General features: G+C 62.0%; 15 protein-coding genes. 12 read left to right on the plus strand and 3 right to left on the minus strand.

Annotated features, from left to right (window positions below; translation table 11 throughout):
• Positions 1-7 precede the first annotated feature (7 nt).
• Positions 8-658 carry a response regulator transcription factor gene (locus IEW18_RS16795; protein WP_188559029.1) on the minus strand — a complete coding sequence of 217 codons (651 nt, stop codon included), beginning with the start codon at positions 656-658 and terminating at the stop codon, positions 8-10.
• A 183-nt stretch (positions 659-841) separates the two neighbouring features.
• Positions 842-1,831, minus strand: coding sequence for an aldo/keto reductase (locus IEW18_RS16800; RefSeq protein WP_188559030.1), 990 nt, complete (start codon positions 1,829-1,831; stop codon positions 842-844).
• 158 nt (positions 1,832-1,989) lie between these two features.
• On the opposite strand from IEW18_RS16800, the gene IEW18_RS16805 reads away from it, so the two are divergent.
• The 5 genes from IEW18_RS16805 to IEW18_RS16825 all read left to right on the plus strand — a co-directional run bounded on the left by IEW18_RS16805 (position 1,990) and on the right by IEW18_RS16825 (position 5,420).
• Positions 1,990-2,484, plus strand: coding sequence for a DUF4112 domain-containing protein (locus IEW18_RS16805; protein WP_188559031.1), 495 nt, complete (start codon positions 1,990-1,992; stop codon positions 2,482-2,484).
• Between the two features lie 89 nt (positions 2,485-2,573).
• Complete coding sequence (locus IEW18_RS16810) at positions 2,574-2,987, plus strand: hypothetical protein (RefSeq protein ID WP_188559032.1); 414 nt, start codon at positions 2,574-2,576, stop codon at positions 2,985-2,987.
• Entirely contained in the window at positions 2,984-3,676 is a 693-nt protein-coding gene (locus tag IEW18_RS16815; RefSeq protein ID WP_188559033.1) for an SCO family protein, read from the plus strand. Before IEW18_RS16810 ends, IEW18_RS16815 begins: the two co-directional genes overlap by 4 nt.
• On the plus strand, positions 3,673-4,107 hold the full coding sequence (locus IEW18_RS16820; protein WP_188559034.1) for a c-type cytochrome: 435 nt from the start codon (positions 3,673-3,675) through the stop codon (positions 4,105-4,107). Before IEW18_RS16815 ends, IEW18_RS16820 begins: the two co-directional genes overlap by 4 nt.
• 305 nt (positions 4,108-4,412) lie before the next feature.
• Positions 4,413-5,420, plus strand: a complete 1,008-nt coding sequence (locus IEW18_RS16825; protein ID WP_188559035.1) for an enhanced serine sensitivity protein SseB — start codon at positions 4,413-4,415, stop codon at positions 5,418-5,420.
• Between the two features lie 97 nt (positions 5,421-5,517).
• Here IEW18_RS16825 and IEW18_RS16830 read toward each other — a convergent pair whose 3' ends face one another.
• The gene (locus IEW18_RS16830) at positions 5,518-6,039 is read right to left on the minus strand and encodes a DUF2062 domain-containing protein (protein WP_188559036.1); all 522 of its coding nucleotides are present in this window, start codon (positions 6,037-6,039) and stop codon (positions 5,518-5,520) included.
• A gap of 109 nt (positions 6,040-6,148) precedes the next feature.
• On the opposite strand from IEW18_RS16830, the gene IEW18_RS16835 reads away from it, so the two are divergent.
• From IEW18_RS16835 to IEW18_RS16865, 7 genes are all read left to right on the plus strand, one after another.
• Complete coding sequence (locus tag IEW18_RS16835) at positions 6,149-7,084, plus strand: YihY/virulence factor BrkB family protein (protein ID WP_188559037.1); 936 nt, start codon at positions 6,149-6,151, stop codon at positions 7,082-7,084.
• A gap of 275 nt (positions 7,085-7,359) precedes the next feature.
• On the plus strand, positions 7,360-8,754 hold the full coding sequence (locus tag IEW18_RS16840) for a DEAD/DEAH box helicase (protein WP_188559038.1): 1,395 nt from the start codon (positions 7,360-7,362) through the stop codon (positions 8,752-8,754).
• Positions 8,755-9,671: 917 nt separating this feature from the next.
• Positions 9,672-10,940, plus strand: a complete 1,269-nt coding sequence (locus tag IEW18_RS16845; RefSeq protein ID WP_188559039.1) for a sugar MFS transporter — start codon at positions 9,672-9,674, stop codon at positions 10,938-10,940.
• Between the two features lie 111 nt (positions 10,941-11,051).
• Positions 11,052-12,479 (plus strand): glycoside hydrolase family 30 protein, encoded by a 1,428-nt coding sequence (locus IEW18_RS16850; RefSeq protein ID WP_188559040.1) that lies wholly within the window; start codon positions 11,052-11,054, stop codon positions 12,477-12,479.
• A 254-nt stretch (positions 12,480-12,733) separates the two neighbouring features.
• On the plus strand, positions 12,734-14,695 hold the full coding sequence (locus IEW18_RS16855; RefSeq protein ID WP_188559041.1) for a sialate O-acetylesterase: 1,962 nt from the start codon (positions 12,734-12,736) through the stop codon (positions 14,693-14,695).
• Positions 14,696-14,744: 49 nt separating this feature from the next.
• Positions 14,745-16,202, plus strand: a complete 1,458-nt coding sequence (locus tag IEW18_RS16860) for a glycoside hydrolase family 30 protein (RefSeq protein ID WP_188559042.1) — start codon at positions 14,745-14,747, stop codon at positions 16,200-16,202.
• Positions 16,203-16,261: 59 nt separating this feature from the next.
• A complete protein-coding gene (locus IEW18_RS16865; RefSeq protein ID WP_188559043.1) occupies positions 16,262-17,728 on the plus strand; it encodes a glycoside hydrolase family 30 protein in 1,467 nt (488 codons plus the stop codon).
• Positions 17,729-17,974: the final 246 nt, after the last annotated feature.

The following is a 17,974-nucleotide window of genomic DNA, read 5'->3' on the forward strand; positions in this document are numbered from 1 at the left end:
GAGTAGCCTATAGCAGCCCCTGGGTCACGGCGTATTTGATGAGGGCTGCTGTGTTGCGCACCTGGGTTTTCTCGATGATGTTCTGGCGGTGCGTTTCAATGGTGCGCTTGCTGGTAAAGAGCTTCTCCGCTATTTCCCCAGTGGTAAAGCCCTCGCCAATTAGCCGGAGCACTTCTGTTTCCCGCCGCGAAAGTGTGCAAACGGCTTTATTCTCCCCTGCAACTGGTGCTTTTTCTCCGCGGCTGCGCAGCTTGTGCAGCAACTCTATCCCTAGCTCCGTGCACAAAAATTGCCGACCCTCCGCCACCGCGCGGATGGCAAAGTGTATTTCCGCCTTCCCTACATTTTTCAGCACATATCCCAGGGCGCCAGCTTCCAGCATGCGGTTGATGTACTCCTCGTGGCTTAGCATGGACAGGATAAGCACCTGTACTTGGGGGTAGTGTTTGCGTAGTTGCTGCAGGGTTTCGTACCCGTCCATTTCGGGCATATTGATATCGAGCAGCACTACGTCTACCTCCACGGTAGGAAGCAGGGCCAGGAGCTGCCGGCCGTTGCTGGCTTCAGCCACTACCTGCAGGTCGTCCTCTCCCGACAGCAATGCCCGAATTCCATCCCGAATAATGGCATGATCATCTGCCAGTGCAATACGGATCATGTGTGTACATAGTAATTGTCAGTAGGCATACGTAAAGCGGCCCAGCTAGCACCGCCTGATGTTCAGTTTGAAATATACAGAAAATCAGATTATGCTCCTCCGTTGACGCGCAAGGGAAGTCGGCTGCTGGGGCCGCCGCGCCTGGCGCGGCTTGCGGCGAAGGCTCCAGCAACTGACTATTTATCAGCCATTTACCGACTTCATCATTTGCTCGGGGTAGCGCTGCCCGGCCGCCGCATGCTGCGAAGCCAGCTGGTTGATGCGGGCCAGGTCTTCGAGGGAAAGCAGAATGTCGGCCGCACCTACGTTTTCCTCCAGGTAGGGCACGCGCTTGGTGCCGGGAATGGGCACAATGTCTTCGCCCTGAGCCAGTACCCAGGCCAGGGCCAGCTGCCCCGGCGTGCAGTTTTTTTCGACAGCCATTTCTTTGATGCGGGCCACCAGGTCCAGGTTTTTCTGGAAGTTTTCGCCCTGGAAACGGGGGGTAAAGCGGCGGTAATCGTCCTCGGCCAGGTCTTCGAAGCGCTGGATTTGGCCCGTTAGAAAGCCGCGGCCCAGGGGCGAGTAGGGCACGAAGCCTATGCCCAGCTCCCGGCAGGTTGGCAGAATTTCGTCCTCCGGCTCCCGGCTCCAGAGCGAGTATTCGGTTTGCAGGGCCGTAATGGGGTGCACTTGGCTGGCCCGGCGCAGGGTATCGGGGGCGGCTTCGGAGAGGCCCAGGTAACGCACTTTGCCTTCCTCCACGAGGCGGCTCATAGCCCCTACCGTTTCCTCAATGGGCGTGGCGGGGTCTACGCGGTGCTGGTAGTAGAGGTCAATGTAATCGGTGCCCAAGCGGCGCAGGCTGGCTTCGCAGGCAGCTTTCACGTATTCAGGGCGGCCGTTGATGCCGCGCTTGGCGGGGTCGGCAGGGTCGCGCTGAATCCCGAATTTGGTGGCGACTACCACGCCTTCCCGGCGACCTTGCAGGGCCCGGCCCAGCAGTTCCTCGTTTAGGAAGGGGCCGTACATGTCGGCGGTGTCAAAAAAGGTAACGCCCAGGTCCAGGGCCCGGTGAATGGTGCGCTGGCTTTCGGCGTCGTCGCGCTGCCCGTAAAAGTCAGACATGCCCATGCAGCCCAGGCCCAGGGCGGATACGTGCAGGCCGGCGCGGCCCAGAGTGCGGGTTTTCATAGCAAAGAAAGTTGGTTGGTGAGCGGGTAGGTAAGCAAGCTGTACGCAGCCACAACCACATTTGCCGCCGGATGTTCGCCGGGCAGGCACCCCCAGCGGCCCAGCGGCCGTATGACTACCGCTTTCGTACTGTTTCCTCCTGGCCCCGCCCCTGCCCGATGTCTACTCCTACCCCTCCTTCCTTCGACCAAGATGACCGCCTGCGCTGGGTAGAGCGCATATCCCACCTGCTCGACAGCCAGTTCCGGGTGCCCGGCACTACCTGGCGCTTCGGCCTCGACCCTATCATGGGCCTGATTCCGGTGGTTGGGGGCCTGCCTTCCCTAGCTATTTCGGGGGTACTGATTCTGACCATGTTACGCCACGGGGCCAGCGGCAGCCTGGTGATGCGCATGGCGCTGAACGTGCTGCTGGATACCGTTATTGGGGCCATTCCGGTGCTGGGCAACATCTTCGACTTCGCCTACAAAGCCAACGACCGGAACGTGCGCCTGCTGCGCGCCCACTACGCCGAGGGCAAGTATCAGGGCAGTGGTAAGGGGCTGCTGGCGGGCGTGCTGCTCGGGCTGCTGGTGCTGGGCGGGTTGCTGGTGTGGGGCGCCTGGGCCCTGGGTAGCGCCCTCTGGCGCTGGGCTGAGCAGCTGAACTGGTAAGCAGCAACCCGCCGGAAAAGTCTAGAAGCGCAGCCGCCAGGGCCGAAGCCCTCACGCCGGGCTCATAAATCTGGTTGTACCTTTGCGGCGTGAAAACGCTCCGATTTGCTCCTTTACTGCTGGTTTTATCGGCCTGCCTGTCGCTGCAAAGCGAGGAGCAGCAGGCCGAAGACGCCGAGAAAGCCCTGCTGGCCCGCCACGACGAGCTGATGGCCCAGATGGACCAGCTCTATACCCTGCGTCAGCAGCTGCAAAAAACTCCAACTCCCGATACCGCCGCCGCGGGCCGGCAGCGCCGGGCCCTGGCCGCCGCTGAGGCCGGCATGATGTTTTGGATGCACCGGTACCGCCGCCCCCAGGATACGGTAGCCGTGGCGCACCGCCTGACTTATTATTCAAGTCAGCAACAACGAATTGATTCTGTCGGCCGCTTGTTCCGTACGAGTGTCGACTCGGCCCGCTTGCTGCTGCAGGCACCGGCCGCTAACCATCCTACCCCATGAATACCTCTTTTCTGCGCTCGGCGGGGCACTTGCTCCTAGCCAGCGTGCTGTTCAGCGCCACCGCGGCCCTGCCGGCCTGCACCACCAATCCCGAAGCAGATAAGCCGGAGCGCCTGTCTATCATCGGCATCAAACACTCCGCCCCGCGCACCCCCGCCGATACCCTGCCCGACCCGGTGCCTTCCTTCCGGCTGACCAATCAGGAAGGCAAGACGATTACCAACCAGACGTTTGCCGGCAAGGTCTACATCACCGATTTCTTCTTTGCAACGTGCCCCAGCATCTGCCCCAAAATGCAGAGCGAAATGCTGCGCGTGTACAAGCAGTTCGAAGGCAACCCCAACGTGCTGTTTCTGAGCCACACCATCGACCCGGCCCACGACTCGATTCCGGTATTGCGCGACTACGCCGAGCGCCTGGGCATCAAGGACGCCTCGCGCTGGCACTTCGCCACCGCCCCCCACGACACGGTATTTGCCCTGGCGCACGCCTACATGGCTTCGGCGCAGGTAGATAAGAAGGTAGCCGGCGGCTTTGCCCACAGCGGAGCCTTTGCCCTCATCGACTCCCACCGCCGCATCCGAGGTGTGTACGACGGCATGGAAAAGTCGGAAGTGGACCGTCTGATTCAGGAGCTACCCCTGCTGCTGAAAGAGGAGCAGGAAGAACAAAAAGTAGCCACCCGATGAGCCGGACCGGGCTTTTCAGTCGGGCCGGGCTGGCCGTGGCGGGTTGCGTTACCCTGCTGCTGGGCCTAAGCGGCTGCTTTACGGAGCGTCAGAACGAGGGGGCCAAGCTTTACGCTACCCACTGCGCCAGCTGCCACGGCGACCAGGGCCAGGGGCTGGAACGCCTGATTCCGGCCGTAGCCAAGACGGACTACATTGCCCTTCACCGCGCCGAGTTGCCGTGCATTGTGCGCAAGGGCATGAAGGGCCCGCTCACGGTCAACGGCATTGCCTATAACCAGGTCATGCCTGGCCACGAAGACCTGACCGACTCCCAGATTACCAACCTGCTAAACTTCCTGCAAACCAACTGGGGCAACACCAACCAGCCCTACACCATCCGGGAAGCCTCGGAGCTGCTGGGCCGCTGCAATGGCTCCGACGGGCAGTAGCCTCCCCCTTCCGAGCCGCCGCCTGATGACCGATTAACCAATTTCGGGCCGAACACTTCCAACTGTTTGGGCCGAAACTGGTCGGCCGTCTTGGTTACCCTAACACCCAGCCGCGGAGCCTGAAGTAACCGGGCCGGACCGCCATTCACTGAGCCAGCCCCAGCCGGCAAGGGAGCTTGGCAAGGGCGTTTCGACCCAGTTACCGCGCCAGAATATTTTCACCTTGGGCCCACAAACCGCCCGTTTTGAGGTGTGCATCTTCCCCCAAACCTGCTTAGCTTGCAGCTTCATCTGTCTGTTTTGTTATGGGTCTGTTTGACTTCCTGAAAAAGAAAACCGAGGACGCTGCGGCGCCCACGCCTGCTCCTACCCCATCCCCTGCCGCTGCTACTCCCGCTGCGGATAGCCCCGCTACGCCTGCTCCGGCGGAGCAAAGCAAGCCGGCCGGGCCGCGTTATAAAGGTTCTAACTACCAGATGCCGGCCCCTCCCGCCGCCCCTCCCATGCCCCAGATTCCGCCGGCGCCGCCCATTCCGCTGCCCGGGGCTTTTGGGGAGGAGGCGCCTCAGCTACCCGACTTCCAGCCCCTTAACATTCTGGAGCAGCTGCTGATGCAAGCCGCCGTGGAGCCCCAGTTCCGCAGCCCCTTCTACCAGGCTCTGCTGGGCGAAGAAGTGGTTGTGGTAATGGCGGGTAAGGAAGGGCAGGAGCCCGGCGAAATCACGCCCACCGAGGGCATGGAAATTCAGCTGCAAGCCCTGCACGACGGTAAAATTGCCGTTTTTACGGCCGTAGAGCGTATTTTCGATAACGGTGCGGTGCCGGAAAATAGCGTGGCCTACATGCGCCTGCGCGGCCACGACTTCTTCACCATGGTACAAGGCGCTGACTGCGCCCTGAACCCCTTCTCGGCCGTGGGCAAGCTGCTGGCTGCCGATGAAGTACAGGCCCTGCTCAGCGGCCAGCTTTTTGAAGCTCCGAACCCCCAGGACATGCAGGTTTCCCTGCACCAGCCGGAGCCCGAGCCGACGGAGCTGCTGGAAGGCCTGCGCGAGTACAGCGCCACCCAGCCCCACATTCGCAACGTGTACCTGACGGAGATGCGCATGCAGCACAACCCCCAGGAAGCCCGCCTGCTGGTAGCCTTCGACACGGAGGAGCAGGACCCTGCCTTCCTGCAGGACTTGGGCCCCGTCATCCAAGGCAAAATTGGCGACACCCAGTTCGTGGACCTCATGCTGATTGACCCCAACTCGGAGGAGCCCCTGATTCAGTACCTGCTCACCACTACGCCGGTGTATCAGCGCGCGTAAGGCCTGAACAGCCGCGCACAAAAGTCAGCCTCCCCGGCGGTAAGTAGCAAGGCTACCGACCACCGGGGAGGCTGACTGTTTAAGGTTTATACGCTTTCTATGAAACTGGAGCGGACTTTATCGTTCGGCGCAGGATGGGCAGCAGGATGAAGTAAAGCACCGGGCCTATCAGCACGCAGGCCACGGCCCAGAGCGCCAGGCCGCCCACAATAGCGTGCCAGAGCAACTGCAAGGCGCCTACCCAGTCGTGGGAAAACAGGTACTGCAGCTTTGCCAGGGTTAGCTCCGGGCCGTGGCTTCCCCATAGTTTGGCCCCACGGCTCATAAACGGGATGATGAGCAGCAGCTGCACCGGGCTCCAGAGGTGGGCAATGAGCAGGATGGCCGCTACGTTCAGCCGCAGCCGCACGGCCGCAAAAGTGGCCAGCAGGGTAGTAACGCCGAGCATGGGCACCAGGCCGAATGCTGTGCCCAGTGTTGCCATAAGCGCCAGCTGCCGGGGCGTCAGGCCCTGGCGCAGAATGCCCAGCAGCGGCTGCACCACCCGGCGCCGAAACCACCCCTGGACCGGGGGCACGGGGGACGGCGTGGCGGGCGGCGGGACCAGGGGCTGATTCACGGGCAACACAAGTTAGCAGCGGCTGAGCTGGTTGATACGGCAGCGGGGCGTTACCTTCGCAACCCGTCACTGTTCCGGCTGCGCGTCGCCGGTTATTTACGCGCCTCCGATGACAAAAGTACGTGAGTCTGGCCCCGGCCGGCGTAATCCTTGGCTTGATTTCCTGATTCTGCTGCGGCGGGCAGCCCGGGAGTTCGGGGCCAACGACCCGCTGCGGCTAGGCGCGGCCACGGCCTTTTTCACCACCTTCGCCCTTCCTCCCATCCTGATTATTCTGATTCAGGTGCTGGGTTCCCTGTATTCTACCTCCCAGGTGCGGGTGCTGCTGCTCACCAAGCTTTCCCATTTACTGGGCTACTCGGCCGCCGGCCTGGTGGAACAAATTCTGCAAAACGTCAGCAATATTGAGCGGAGCCGCTTGGTCACCTGGCTCGGGTTTGGCTTTCTGCTCTTCATTGCCACTACCCTGTTCGGGGTTATTCAAAGCTCCCTAAACCAGCTCTGGCAGATTCGGCCCAGCCGCCACACCGACCGTTTCCACAAGGTGCTGAAAGAGCGGGCCCGCTCCCTGGGTCTGCTGCTGGCCACGGGGCTGCTGTCGATGCTGGCCTTTTTGGTGGATGGAGCCCTGGCGTTCCTGGCCGACTACGTGCGCGATTTTGATGCCAACTTCGGGTATGTGCTGTTTAAAATAGGCAACCAACTGGCTTCTTTGCTGATTCTGGCGGCCTGGTTTGCGGTTACCTTTCGCAACCTGAGCAGCGCCCGGGTGCCGCCCCGGGCCGTGCTGCGCGGGGCGTTGCTCACGGCCGTCCTCATCGATTTGGGCGAAACCGCTCTGGGCTACCTGCTGGTGCCCCGCAACCTGGGCCCCATTTACGGACCGGCCTCCAGCATTGTGCTCGTGCTGTTGTTCGTGTTCTATTCGGCCATGATTTTCTACTTCGGGGCCTGCTTTACCAAGGCCTACGCCCACTACGTGGGCATGGACATCCGGCCCAAGAAGTCTGCCGTGCGCTACAAGCTGGTGGATATTGTGGAGTAACCGTGGGGTAGTGAAGCAGCGCTGGTGGACGCGGGCAACTTGAGTGCTTTTACAAGCAAACAACAAGAAAACGGCTGTCATCCTGAGCGCAGCGAAGAACCTTAGCACGTGAGAGTAAGTCGTAATTACGACTCGTGCTACCAGGATAAAGTCCTTCGCTGCGCTCAGGATGACAGCCGTTTTTTACTTTCTCCTTCCTTCTTACTCTCCCCCATCCGCCATTTCACCATCGGCCATTTCCAATCCGCTACCTTTGCGGGACGAAATACCCGTTTATGACTTCGACTACCCCGTCCTTCGCCGACCTGGGCCTTGCCCCTGAATTATTGCAAGCCCTGGAAGAACTCCAGTTTCAGGCCCCTACCCCCGTGCAGGAGCAGGTAGTTCCCATGGCCCTGGCCGGGCAGGACGTAGCCGGACAAGCGCCCACGGGCTCGGGCAAAACGGCGGCATATGGCCTTTCGGTGCTCCAATTGCTTGATCTGAAGCAGGATGCCGTGCAGGTAATTGTGCTGGTGCCCGCCCGCGAGCTGGCCCTGCAGGTGCGCGACGCCCTCAAAAAGCTCGGCAAGTTTCTGCCCAATCTGCGGGTAGCGGCCTTTTACGGGGGGCACGCCTTCCGCGAGGAAACGGCTTCCCTGACCCAGGCCCCGCATGTGGTGGTAGCTACGCCCGGCCGCTTGCTCGACCACTTTGAGCGGCGCAGCATCATTCCCAACCAACTGAAAACCCTGATCCTGGACGAGGCCGACAAGCTCCTGGAGCTGGGCTTCCAGGACGAGCTGGTGGAGATTATCAAGCGCCTGCCCCGCCGCCGCCAGACCCTGCTGTTCTCGGCCACGATGTCGGACAAGGTGCTGGACTTGATTCGTAAGAACCTGACCCGCCCTCGGGTGGTAAATGCGGGCCAGGACACCGACGAGCTACCCGAAAACCTGACCCTCATTGGCCACGTGGGCACGGTAGAGAAGAAGCCCGCCGCCCTGCTGCACCTGCTGCACCAGCCCGAAACCGGCCGGGCCCTGGTGTTCTGCAACACCCGGGAGCGGTGCATGGAGCTGACCCGCTTCCTGGTGGGCCGCGGCGTAGCCGCCGAGGTGCTCCACGGCAAAATGCCCCAACCGGAGCGCGACAAAGCCCTGCTGAAGCTGCGCAACGGCTCCAGCCAAGTGCTGGTAGCTACCGACGTGGCCGCCCGCGGCATCGACGTGACGTTGCTGGATACGGTAGTGCAGTACGACGCACCCGATAAGGCTGATGGCTTCCAGCACCGCGCGGGCCGCACCGCCCGGGCCGGCGCCGAAGGCACGGCCCACATCCTGGCCACCGACAAGGAGCAGGCCCACGTGAATAAGTGGCCGGTAGCGGCTTCCATTAAGTGGAAGGCCATGCACGCGCCCAAGCTGCCGCCGGCCGCGCCCAAGGCCCCGCGCCCCGAGAATGTTACCCTGCACGTTTCGGCCGGCAAAAAGGATAAGGTGAGTGCCCACGACTTGGTTGGTGCCTTTGTCAACGTAGGCGGCGTGTCGCGCGAGCAGGTGGGCCACATTGAAGTGTTCGACTATTACAGCTACGTGGCCGTGCCCCGCCAACAAGCCCAGCAGGTAGCCGAGCGCCTGGCAGGCGCCAAAGTAAAAGGTAAGAAAGTCCGGGTGTCCGTGGTCGAATAAATTTCCTCACTACTCGGCTTTATCGCAAATAGGCAGGCTGCCCTCAGCCTGCCTATTTGCGTTGGGGTGGCGTGAGCACGCCAATTTCCAGCCCCTAACAGGTACAGAAATGACTAGCAGACTACTCACATCTGGCTCCCGGGAAGAAACTATGCCTTGCCTGGTTGCGCGACACCCGCCACGAGCAGGCAAGCACCAGGGCTGGCCACGCCACCAAGGGCACCGGGCATAAGTAAGGCACAACGCAAAACGCCCATTGCGGACGCCAACTACCCGCTGCTCCCCACTCCACTTGGCGAGTTGACCATTAACCCGAACGCGCAACGAAATCCTAGGTACTGATCTGGTGGCAAGGCTAGTCCGGCGAAGCCATACTGCTGGGCTAGCCCCACCCTGAAACGGACGGATAAGGCACCCTTTTTTCGTTGTTTCTTATCCGCAAGACCCAAGAAAGAGCTAACTCCTCACAAGCAATCCTACCCCGAAAAAGCTGGCTGGCACGTGTGCAGTAGGCGTATAAAGCCAGTAAACAACCGTGAAAACGAGGTTTTTTGCGTTTGTTTTCTCCGTGTACGAGCCAATATATTTGGTTTATTACCCTTGCTGCTGCCGGCAGCTTTCTCCTTCTTAGGGCTTGGGCTTTTTAACTTTCCACGCGCTGCGTGCTGCCTCACCTTTGTTGTTTACCACATATCACGCTTACCCGACCTGCTGACCAGCAGCCTTGGGGTACCTTACCCCGGCGGGTCCGCTAGACTGCCGGGCTACCTGGGGCCGGTTTGCTAAAGGGGAGCGAACCGGCCCTCCCGGGGCTTCTACCACAGTATCGGCGCCGCGAGAATCGGCTATTTTGCCGCTAGAAGTTCCTGACTTGCTTTACGTTCTATCTTCCACCTGCCTTCCCCTTCCTTCCCACCATGGCTGCCCCCATTTCCGCCTCACCCGCCCCCCCCGTTACCAACACCCCGCCCGGCACCGAAGCGCCCCGTTATACCTCGGCCCTGGCTTCGCTGACGGTGCTGTTTTTCATGATGGGGTTTATTACCTGCCTGAACGACATCCTGATTCCTTACCTGAAGGCCATCTTCCAGCTCAGCTACACCCAGGCCAACCTGATTAACCTGTGCTTTTTCGGGGCTTACTTCGTGATGGGTATTCCGGCCGGCAAGCTGGTGCAACGCGTCGGTTACAAGGGCGGAATGCTGGCCGGCTTTCTGATTGCGGCCCTGGGGGCTTTCCTGTTCTACCCCGCCGCCGACAGCCGTAGCTACGGCCTGTTCCTGGGAGCGTTGTTCGTGCTGGCCACGGGCGTGGTGCTGCTGCAGGTAGCGGGCAACCCCTACGTGGCCATCCTAGGTCCGGCCAAATCGGCCCCGGCCCGCCTCACCCTCACCCAGGCCTTCAACTCGCTAGGTACCACAGTAGCCCCACTGCTGGGCTCGGCCCTGATTCTGTCGAACCTGCCGGACCTGGAGTCAGCTTCTTCCGCCGCGGCCATCGATGTGAAGGCCGTGCAGATTCCCTACCTCTGCATTGGGGCCGTACTCATTGTCATTAGCGTGCTGCTGGGCCTGCTGAAGCTGCCGGTCATTACCCACGCGCCGACCGAAGAAGACGCTAGCCGTCGGGCCTACCAGTACCGCCACCTTGTGTTTGGCGTCATCGGCATCTTTGCCTACGTGGGCGGCGAGGTGGCCATTGGCTCGCACATCGTTTCCTACCTGCACCTGCCCGACGTGATGAACCTCACGCCCAAAGTAGCCGGCGACCAAGTAGCCTATTACTGGGGCGGGGCCATGGTGGGCCGCTTCCTGGGCGCCTACCTGCTCAACAAGTTCAACCCCGGCCGCCTGCTGGCCTTCAACGCCCTGGGCGCGGTAGTGCTGGTCTTGATTTCGGTGCTGACGACGGGTGAAGTTGCCATGTGGAGCCTGCTGGCCGTGGGCCTGATGAACTCCATCATGTTCGCCACCATCTTCACCCTGGCCATGGCTGGCCTGGGCCGCCACACCGAGGAGGCCTCGGGCCTGCTGAACGTGGGCATTGTGGGGGGCGCTATCATCCCGCTGCTTTTCGGTCTGGTGGCCGATGCCAGCTCTCTGCGCTGGGCCTTTGTGCTGCCCGTGCTCTGCTACGTCTACATCATGTGGTACGGGCTGAATGGCCATAAGCCCACGGCGGCCTAGTTAATGGCCGTAGCGTTAGCGTAAGCTAAACATCTAATTTACAATGCTTTTCTGCGCTGCGCGAGCGGCGCAACGGCCACCCTTTTGCCTTTTCCTTACCCCTCGCTCCGTATGTCCACTCGCTCTTTTACCGGCCTTGCGCTGGCGTTGCTCCTGACGCTGGGCACCGGCTGCCAGCGCCCACCTCAGGCGGGCGGGGCGCCGGCCCAAGGCACGGCCGCCTTCTGGCTCACCAACCCCGATAAATCGGTGCTGTTTCAGGCCCAGACAGCCCCGAGCTGGAGCGCCACCGCCCCGGCAGCCGGCACGCCGGTCATTGAAATCGACGACAAGCAGACTTTCCAGACGATTGATGGTTTTGGGTACTGCCTGACGGGCGGCAGCGCCCAGCTCCTGCACGCCATGAGCCCCGCGGCGCGCCAGGCTATTCTGCGGGAGCTGTTTGCTACCGATGGCACCAACATCGGCGTGAGCTACCTGCGCCTGAGCATCGGGGCCTCCGACCTGGACGCCCAGGTGTTTAGCTACGACGACCTGCCCGAGGGCCAGACCGACCCGACGCTGGCTAAGTTCAGCCTCGCCCCCGACCAAGCGCACCTGATTCCGGTGCTCAAGGAAATTCTGGCTATTAATCCGCGCATCCAGCTTCTGGGGTCGCCCTGGTCGCCACCGACCTGGATGAAAACCAACGGCAACTCCAAGGGCGGCTCCCTGAAACCGGAGTTTTACGACGCCTACGCCCGCTACTTCGTCAAGTACGTGCAGGGCATGAAGGCCCACGGCATCCGCATTGATGCCATTACCATTCAGAACGAGCCCCTGCACCCCGGCAACAACCCCAGCCTGCTCATGCCGGCCGAGCAGCAGGCCGAGTTCGTGAAGAAGCACCTAGGGCCCACCTTCCAAAAGGAAAACCTGGACACCAAGATTGTGGTGTACGACCACAACGCCGACCGCCCCGACTACCCCCTGACCATTCTCCACGACCCCGAGGCCAGGAAGTACGTCGATGGCTCGGCTTTCCATCTTTACGCCGGCCCGATTGAGGCCCTGAGCCAGGTGCACGACGCCCACCCCGATAAGCACGTGTACTTCACGGAGCAGTGGGTGGGCTCCAAAAGCAAGTTCGAGGAGAACTTTCCCTGGCATATCCGCACGCTCATGATTGGGGCTACCCGCAACTGGGCCCGCACCGTGCTGGAGTGGAACCTTGCCGCCGACCCCCAGCAGAACCCACACACGCCCGGGGGGTGCACCGAGTGCCGCGGCGCCCTCACCATCGACGGCAACAACGTAACCCGCGAGGATGCTTATTACATCATTGCCCACGCGGCCAAGTTTGCCCGGCCCGGCTCGGTGCGCATTGCCTCCACTACCTCCGAAACCCTGCCCAGCGTAGCCTTCAAAGCGCCCAACGGGCAGAAGGTAGTGCTGGTGCAAAACAACACGAAAGCGCCCCAGTCCTTCAGCCTCCGCTACCAGGGCAAAACTCTGACTTCCAGCCTGAATGCCGGCGCGGCCGGCACGTACATCTGGTAACGCTTCGCTTACCCAGCCCCCTATCCGGCCGACGGCCCCCTCCTGGGTAGCGGGTTGAATTCGGGGGCTCCGGAGCCGGCTTTTCCTTCTGCCTCTTAACGACCCGCTCACTTCACTTACCACGTGACTCGCTCAGAAGTACTACGGTCGGGCGCCCTACCTCGTAGATAAGGCCAGATTGGGCTATTCAGGTGCTGGTTGCACCCCTTCAGCCCAGCTGTGTCTTTTCTTCGGACCTCTTTCCTCTTCTTGCCATGCGCTTTTTCTCCTGTTTTCGCTCTACCACGGTACTGCTGCTGGCGGCCTCGCCCGCTGCCTGGGCCACGGTGCGCCTACCCCGCCTGGTAAACTCCCACATGGTACTGCAGCGCAACGTCCCGTTGCCGCTCTGGGGCTGGGCGGCGCCGGGCGAAACGGTGCGCGTTTCCTTCCGGGGCACCACGGCCCAGGCCACCGCCGGGCCCGACGGGCGCTGGCAGTTAAAGCTCCCGGCCCAGCCGGCGGGCGGCCCTTTCAAGTTGGAAGTGAAAGGCCAGAACGTGATTCAACTGACCGATGTGCTGGTGGGCGACGTGTGGCTGGCCTCGGGGCAGTCGAACATGGAGTGGCCCCTGCGCGACACGGACGGCGGGCCGGCGGCCGTAGCCGCGGCCAACCACCCTACCATCCGGTTGTTCAATGTACCCAACCGCGCCGAGCCGCGGCCCCAGGCCGAGCTGGCCGGTGGCGAGTGGCAGGCGTGCACGCCGCAGTCGGTGGCCGAGTTTTCGGCCGTGGCCTACTACTTCGGGCGCGACTTGCAGCAGCGGTACAAGGTTCCCATTGGGCTGATTGCGGCTGAGTGGGGCGGCACCGCTGCCGAAGCCTGGACCAGCGCCGAGGCCCTGCTCAAACTCCCGGATTTTCGGGGGCCGGTGGCCGCATTGCAGGGCCAGCCCGGCTCGTTCACGGAGCAGCAAGCGGCGTATACGGCCCGCCTGCGGGCCTGGCAGCAAAGTCCGGCCGGCCAAGACCAGGGCCTGCTGCCCGGCCAGCCTACCTGGGCCGACCCTGACCTGACGACTACCACCTGGAAAACCATGCAAGTGCCAGGCATCTGGGAAGGCCAGACGCCGGAATTGCGTGACTTTGATGGCGTTGTGTGGCTACGAAGGGAACTGACCTTGCCTGTTGCGGCCGCTAATCAGCCGCTGACCCTAAGTCTGGCCCAAGTAGATGACCAGGACAGCACCTTTTTCAACGGCGTGCCTGTTGGCGGCACCCGGGGCTACGACAAGCTTCGGCGCTACGTGGTGCCGGCCAACTTGGTGCGCGCGGGCCGCAACGTCGTAACCGTGCGGGTCACGGATACGGGTAGCGGCGGCGGCATCTGGGGCAAGCCCACGGAGATGACAGCTACGGTAGGCGGCCTCACGGTGCCGCTGGCCGGGGCCTGGCAGTACCGCCCGGCTTTTGACCCCAGCACCCGGCCCCGCAGTCCGTTTCCGGGCGGCGTCCAGAATGAGCCGACGGCCCTGTTTAATGGCATGATTGCGCCCTTGGTGCCGTACGCGCTGACAGGCGTTATCTGGTACCAGGGCGAAAGCAACGCCGGCCGCGACGCGCAGTACCGCACGCTTTTCCCGGCCCTGATTCAGGACTGGCGCACCCGCTGGCAGCAAGGCCCCCTGCCCTTCCTGTTTGTGCAGCTGGCCGGTTACATGCCCGACAGCCCCGAGCCGGCGGATACCGACTGGGCCCGGCTGCGGGAAGCGCAGCGCTTTACCAGCCTAACGGTGCCCAAAACGGGCATGGCTGTGGCCCTGGACCTGGGCAACCCCGATGACATCCACCCCCGCAACAAGCAGGACGTAGGCCGCCGCCTGGCCCGGCTGGCCCGGCAGGTCGCCTACGGCGAAACCGGCGTGGTGGCCTCCGGCCCCACCCTCGACAAATTCGCTACCAGCGGCAACCAACTGGTACTTACGTTCCGCAACGTGGGCAGCGGCCTGGTACTCAAGCCTGGGGCCGCGGGCACGCCCGGCAGCTTTGCCGTGGCCGGGCCCGATGGGCGCTTTGCGTGGGCGCGGGCGCAGGTGCAGGGCAACACGGTCGTACTTCAGGCCGAAGGGGTAGCCCAGCCGGTGGCCGTGCGCTACGCCTGGGGTAATAACCGCCCTGCTACCCTCTACAACCAGGAAGGTCTGCCGGCTTCTCCGTTTCGCTCCGATAACTAACCCCGCTGTCTACTTCTAGCCTGCTGCGCGGCGGCACCTTCCCTTCTCTATGAAACTACCCTCCGCATTTCCGCTGAGCCTGGCCTGCGCCGTACTGCTTGGCGTGGCCAGCTGCAGCAGCCAGGACGACAGCTCCCCCACTCCCACGCCGGCCCCGCCAGTACCGCCAACCCAGCCAGCGGGCCCGTCCCAGGTGGCGCAGTGGCTCACGACTCCCGATAAATCGGCCTTGTTTTACCAGCGTACGGTGCCCTTAAACTTCAAGGCGCCTAGTGCTCAGCACCCGACCATCATCGTGGACACCACCCAAACCTACCAGTCCATTGATGGCTTCGGCTACACGCTCACGGGTAGCAGCGCCATGCTCATTAAGCAGATGAGTGCCTCGGCCCGCGCGGCCCTGCTCAAGGAGTTGTTCGCCACCGACGGTACCAGCATCGGCACCAGCTACCTGCGCGTTAGTATCGGGGCTTCCGATCTGGATATCAACGTGTTTACCTACGATGATGCTAGCCAGCCCGACCCTGCGTTGGCGCAGTTCAGCATTGCTCCGGATAAAGTCAACCTGATTCCGGTGCTCAAGGAGATTCTGGCCCTCAACCCCAGCCTCAAGATTTTGGGCTCACCCTGGACGGCGCCGCGGTGGATGAAAACCAATAACAGCTACATCGGGGGCTCCCTGAAGCCGGAGTATTACGCTGCCTACGCGCAGTATTTTGTGAAGTACCTGCAAGCCATGCAGGCCGAGGGTATTCGGCTGGATGCCATTACCCTGCAAAACGAACCCCTGCACGACGGCAACAACCCCAGCATGCTGATGTCGGCTCAGGAGCAGGCCAGCTTCATCCGCGACCATGTGGGCCCGGCCCTGCGCGCGGCCGGCCTCGCCACCAAGCTTATCACCTACGACCACAACCTGGACAAGCCGGAGTACCCGCTCACCATTCTGCGCGACCCGGGGGCCAGCCAGTACGTGGATGGCTCGGCCTTCCACCTCTACGCCGGCGACATCACGGCCATGACCACCGTGCACAATGCCTTCCCGAGCAAAAACGTGTACTTCACGGAGCAGTGGGTAGGTGGCCCCGGCAACTTTGGCGGCGACCTGAAGTGGCACGTGCAGAATCTCATGATTGGGGCTACCCGCAACTGGAGCCGCAACGTGCTGGAGTGGAACCTGGCCGCCGACCCCAACTACGGCCCCTACACCGCCGGGGGCTGCAGCACCTGCCTGGGTGCCCTAACTATCAGCGGAGACAATGTGACCCGCAACACGGCCTACTACACGGTGGCGCACGCCGCTAAGTTTGTCCGGCCCGGCTCCGTGCGCATCAGCACCAACGAGCCCGGCACGCTACCCAACGTGGCCTTCAAAACCCCCGCTGGCAAGAAGGTGCTCCTCGTGCTGAACGCGGGCAACGCTACCCAAACCTTTGCTATCCAGTACCGCGGCAACGTGGCCACTACCTCGCTCGACCAGGGCGCGGTGGGCACTTACGTATGGTGAACCTGCCGCGTACCACGGGCTTTTTCTCCCTGATTTCTCGTACCAGATTTCCTTTACGCATGCAAAAATTCTTCTGGGCCGTTGTGTTGGCGGCCGGCCTCGGCACCTCCGCTTCCGCGCAAAAAACCACTACCTCGGCGCCCAAGTCGTACTCGGCGGCAGGCAAGCAGGTGCAGGTGTACACCACCGCCGCCGGCTCTCAGTTGCGCCTAAGCGCCACCGACAAGCTCTCCTTCAAGGAAGTAGGCCAGCCCCTGGAAACCCAGCCCACCATTTTCGTGGATCCGACCCACACCTTCCAGACGATGGTTGGTATTGGCGGAGCCCTGACCGACGCCTCGGCCGAAACCTTTGCCAAGCTACCCAAAGCCCAGCAGCAGGAGTTTCTGCAGGCTTACTTCAGCCCCAGCCAGGGCATAGGCTACACCCTGGGCCGCACCAACATCAACAGCTGCGACTTTTCCAGCGACACCTACACCTACGTGCAGGACGGGGACAAGGAGCTGAAAACCTTCAGCCTAAAGCACGACGAGAAGTACAAGATGCCCTTCATCAAGCAGGCTACGGCCGCGGCGGGCGGCAAGCTCACCCTGTACGTGAGCCCCTGGAGCCCGCCGGCCTGGATGAAGGACACCAAAAACATGTTGCAGGGCGGCAAGCTGCTACCCGAGTTCCGCCAGAGCTGGGCCGACTACTACGTGAAGTTTATCAAAGCCTACGAGAAGGCGGGCATTCCCATCTGGGGCCTGACGGTGCAGAACGAGCCCATGGCCAAGCAGAAGTGGGAGTCCTGCATTTTCACGGCCGAGGAGGAGCGCGACTTTGTGAAAGGCTACCTCGGACCCACGCTCAAGAAAGGTGGGCTTGCGGACAAAAAGCTCATCGGCTGGGACCATAACCGCGACCTGGCGTTTCAGCGCGCCGCTACCCTCTTCGATGACCCCGAAGCCAGCAAGTACTTCTGGGGTCTGGGCTACCACTGGTACGAAACCTGGACCGGCTCGGGCATGCAGTTCGATAACCTGCGTCGCGTACACGAAACCTACCCCGACAAGCACTTGATGTTTACGGAAGGCTGCGTGGAGAACTTCAAGTTCGACAACGTGCAGGACTGGAAGCTGGGCGAGCGGTACGGCTACTCGATGATCAACGACTTCAACGCCGGCACCGTAGCCTGGACCGACTGGAACATCCTGCTCGACGAAACCGGCGGCCCCAACCACGTCGGCAACTTCTGCTACGCCCCCATCATCGGCGACACCCGCAGCGGCAAGCTCATCTACACCAACGCCTACTACTATATCGGCCACTTCAGCAAGTTCGTGCGGCCCGGCGCCCGGCGCATTGCCACCGCTTCCAGCCGCGACGTATTGCAAACCACGGCCTTCCTCAATCCCGATGGCAAAGTAGCGGTGGTAGTCATGAACCAAACCGACCAGGAGCAGCCCTTCCAGCTCTGGCTGAAAGGCCAGGCCGCCCAGGCCACCAGCCGCCCCCACTCCATCATGACGATGGTGGTAAACTAAAACAGGTTCGCCGGCTAGGGTGTGGACAGCAACCTAAAGGGCCGTCATGCAGAGCGCAGCGAAGCATCTCGCGTGCTGACGTTGTAATGCTAATTAAACATCAGCACGCGAGATGCTTCGGCTGCGCCTCTGCATGACAAACGGATTGTGGCTACGTCTACGAACCGGTTTACCACCTAAACTTTTATCCTCTTACACCTAAGTCAAAGCAAAAGCCCCGGCTGGAATCCATGGATTCCAGCCGGG

It is taken from the genome of Hymenobacter glacieicola (assembly GCF_014640315.1).
GTDB classification, from domain to species: domain Bacteria; phylum Bacteroidota; class Bacteroidia; order Cytophagales; family Hymenobacteraceae; genus Hymenobacter; species Hymenobacter glacieicola.

Excerpts from the sequence above, each read along its gene's own strand:
- IEW18_RS16795 (WP_188559029.1), bottom strand. The coding sequence starts at position 658 with ATGATCCGTATTGCACTGGCAGATGATCATGCCATTATTCGGGATGGA.
- IEW18_RS16800 (WP_188559030.1), bottom strand. The coding sequence starts at position 1,831 with ATGAAAACCCGCACTCTGGGCCGCGCCGGCCTGCACGTATCCGCCCTG.
- IEW18_RS16805 (WP_188559031.1), top strand. The coding sequence starts at position 1,990 with ATGTCTACTCCTACCCCTCCTTCCTTCGACCAAGATGACCGCCTGCGC.
- IEW18_RS16815 (WP_188559033.1), top strand. The coding sequence starts at position 2,984 with ATGAATACCTCTTTTCTGCGCTCGGCGGGGCACTTGCTCCTAGCCAGC.
- IEW18_RS16820 (WP_188559034.1), top strand. The coding sequence starts at position 3,673 with ATGAGCCGGACCGGGCTTTTCAGTCGGGCCGGGCTGGCCGTGGCGGGT.
- IEW18_RS16825 (WP_188559035.1), top strand. The coding sequence starts at position 4,413 with ATGGGTCTGTTTGACTTCCTGAAAAAGAAAACCGAGGACGCTGCGGCG.
- IEW18_RS16835 (WP_188559037.1), top strand. The coding sequence starts at position 6,149 with ATGACAAAAGTACGTGAGTCTGGCCCCGGCCGGCGTAATCCTTGGCTT.
- IEW18_RS16840 (WP_188559038.1), top strand. The coding sequence starts at position 7,360 with ATGACTTCGACTACCCCGTCCTTCGCCGACCTGGGCCTTGCCCCTGAA.
- IEW18_RS16845 (WP_188559039.1), top strand. The coding sequence starts at position 9,672 with ATGGCTGCCCCCATTTCCGCCTCACCCGCCCCCCCCGTTACCAACACC.
- IEW18_RS16850 (WP_188559040.1), top strand. The coding sequence starts at position 11,052 with ATGTCCACTCGCTCTTTTACCGGCCTTGCGCTGGCGTTGCTCCTGACG.
- IEW18_RS16855 (WP_188559041.1), top strand. The coding sequence starts at position 12,734 with ATGCGCTTTTTCTCCTGTTTTCGCTCTACCACGGTACTGCTGCTGGCG.
- IEW18_RS16860 (WP_188559042.1), top strand. The coding sequence starts at position 14,745 with ATGAAACTACCCTCCGCATTTCCGCTGAGCCTGGCCTGCGCCGTACTG.
- IEW18_RS16865 (WP_188559043.1), top strand. The coding sequence starts at position 16,262 with ATGCAAAAATTCTTCTGGGCCGTTGTGTTGGCGGCCGGCCTCGGCACC.